This is a genomic window from Proteus terrae, from assembly GCF_003144325.1.
In the GTDB taxonomy this organism is placed as follows: domain Bacteria; phylum Pseudomonadota; class Gammaproteobacteria; order Enterobacterales; family Enterobacteriaceae; genus Proteus; species Proteus terrae.
The window spans coordinates 1-2683 of sequence record NZ_PENS01000031.1; the positions used below are offsets into that span (position 1 = coordinate 1).

General features: G+C 49.8%; 2 tRNA genes and 2 rRNA genes. All 4 read left to right on the forward strand.

The window, feature by feature from the left end:
* A 16S ribosomal RNA gene (locus tag DK857_RS18985) occupies positions 1-1467 on the forward strand; the annotation flags it as partial.
* Positions 1468-1538: 71 nt separating this feature from the next.
* A tRNA-Ile gene (locus DK857_RS18990) sits at positions 1539-1615 on the forward strand.
* Positions 1616-1752: 137 nt separating this feature from the next.
* Positions 1753-1828, forward strand: a tRNA-Ala gene (locus tag DK857_RS18995).
* A 315-nt stretch (positions 1829-2143) separates the two neighbouring features.
* A 23S ribosomal RNA gene (locus tag DK857_RS19000) occupies positions 2144-2683 on the forward strand; the annotation flags it as partial.

A 2683-nucleotide genomic window follows, 5' to 3' on the forward strand; every position in this document is an offset into this window, starting at 1 on the left:
AGAAAGCTTGCTTTCTTGCTGACGAGCGGCGGACGGGTGAGTAATGTATGGGGATCTGCCCGATAGAGGGGGATAACTACTGGAAACGGTGGCTAATACCGCATGACGTCTACGGACCAAAGCAGGGGCTCTTCGGACCTTGCGCTATCGGATGAACCCATATGGGATTAGCTAGTAGGTGGGGTAATGGCTCACCTAGGCGACGATCTCTAGCTGGTCTGAGAGGATGATCAGCCACACTGGGACTGAGACACGGCCCAGACTCCTACGGGAGGCAGCAGTGGGGAATATTGCACAATGGGCGCAAGCCTGATGCAGCCATGCCGCGTGTATGAAGAAGGCCTTAGGGTTGTAAAGTACTTTCAGCGGGGAGGAAGGTGTTAAGATTAATACTCTTAGCAATTGACGTTACCCGCAGAAGAAGCACCGGCTAACTCCGTGCCAGCAGCCGCGGTAATACGGAGGGTGCAAGCGTTAATCGGAATTACTGGGCGTAAAGCGCACGCAGGCGGTCAATTAAGTCAGATGTGAAAGCCCCGAGCTTAACTTGGGAATTGCATCTGAAACTGGTTGGCTAGAGTCTTGTAGAGGGGGGTAGAATTCCACGTGTAGCGGTGAAATGCGTAGAGATGTGGAGGAATACCGGTGGCGAAGGCGGCCCCCTGGACAAAGACTGACGCTCAGGTGCGAAAGCGTGGGGAGCAAACAGGATTAGATACCCTGGTAGTCCACGCTGTAAACGATGTCGATTTAGAGGTTGTGGTCTTGAACCGTGGCTTCTGGAGCTAACGCGTTAAATCGACCGCCTGGGGAGTACGGCCGCAAGGTTAAAACTCAAATGAATTGACGGGGGCCCGCACAAGCGGTGGAGCATGTGGTTTAATTCGATGCAACGCGAAGAACCTTACCTACTCTTGACATCCAGAGAATCCTTTAGAGATAGAGGAGTGCCTTCGGGAACTCTGAGACAGGTGCTGCATGGCTGTCGTCAGCTCGTGTTGTGAAATGTTGGGTTAAGTCCCGCAACGAGCGCAACCCTTATCCTTTGTTGCCAGCGTGTAATGGCGGGAACTCAAAGGAGACTGCCGGTGATAAACCGGAGGAAGGTGGGGATGACGTCAAGTCATCATGGCCCTTACGAGTAGGGCTACACACGTGCTACAATGGCAGATACAAAGAGAAGCGACCTCGCGAGAGCAAGCGGAACTCATAAAGTCTGTCGTAGTCCGGATTGGAGTCTGCAACTCGACTCCATGAAGTCGGAATCGCTAGTAATCGTAGATCAGAATGCTACGGTGAATACGTTCCCGGGCCTTGTACACACCGCCCGTCACACCATGGGAGTGGGTTGCAAAAGAAGTAGGTAGCTTAACCTTCGGGAGGGCGCTTACCACTTTGTGATTCATGACTGGGGTGAAGTCGTAACAAGGTAACCGTAGGGGAACCTGCGGTTGGATCACCTCCTTACCTAAGAGATACGTGTTATGTGCAGTGCTCACACAGATTGTCTGATGAAGAACGAGCAGAAATACCGGTATAGGCTTGTAGCTCAGGTGGTTAGAGCGCACCCCTGATAAGGGTGAGGTCGGTGGTTCAAGTCCACTCAGGCCTACCACTTTTCCTTTATGCTGCGTTGTGAAATCACTCGTTTACTTATTGTAAACTTCGTGACTCCACGCCTTGCCTAAAGAAAAAGCTTCTTTCTAAAAAGAAGAAAAGGAGTGGTTATACTGGTATTGAAGAATGCATTATGGGGCTATAGCTCAGCTGGGAGAGCGCCTGCCTTGCACGCAGGAGGTCAGCGGTTCGATCCCGCTTAGCTCCACCATAATCTCTTGAATATAAAACAATAATTCAGAGTATATTAGCAATAGTATACTGCGAATTATTTTGCTCTTTAACAATCTGGAACAAGCTGAAAAATTGAAAACAAATCAATATATCACCGAGGTATATTGATGAGTCTCTCAAAATCTCAAATCTGAAAATACTCTTCAGAAAGGATATGCGAGCAAAATGATTTCAAGGCGGACAGCGCACAGCAAGCGGAGCATACTTAAAGTATGTGAGCATGGCGAGCACTGCCCAACGTCGAAATCATGAAGCACAGCAATCCGTTTTAGAAGACACCTTCGGGTTGTGAGGTTAAGCGAATAAGCGTACACGGTGGATGCCTAGGCAATCAGAGGCGATGAAGGACGTGCTAATCTGCGATAAGCGTCGGTAAGGTGATATGAACCGTTATACCCGACGATTTCCGAATGGGGAAACCCAATATCCAATGGATATTATCATTAACTGAATACATAGGTTAATGAAGCGAACCGGGAGAACTGAAACATCTCAGTACCCCGAGGAAAAGAAATCAACCGAGATTCCCCTAGTAGCGGCGAGCGAACGGGGAACAGCCCAGAGTCTTAATCAATAGCAGCATCAGGAGAACGGTCTGGAAAGTCCGGCAGTAAAGGGTGATAGCCCCGTATCCGAAGATGCTGTTATTGTGAACTCGACGAGTAGGGCGGGACACGTGTTATCCTGTCTGAATATGGGGGGACCATCCTCCAAGGCTAAATACTCCTGATTGACCGATAGTGAACCAGTACCGTGAGGGAAAGGCGAAAAGAACCCCGGCGAGGGGAGTGAAAAAGAACCTGAAACCGTGTACGTACAAGCAGTAGGAGCC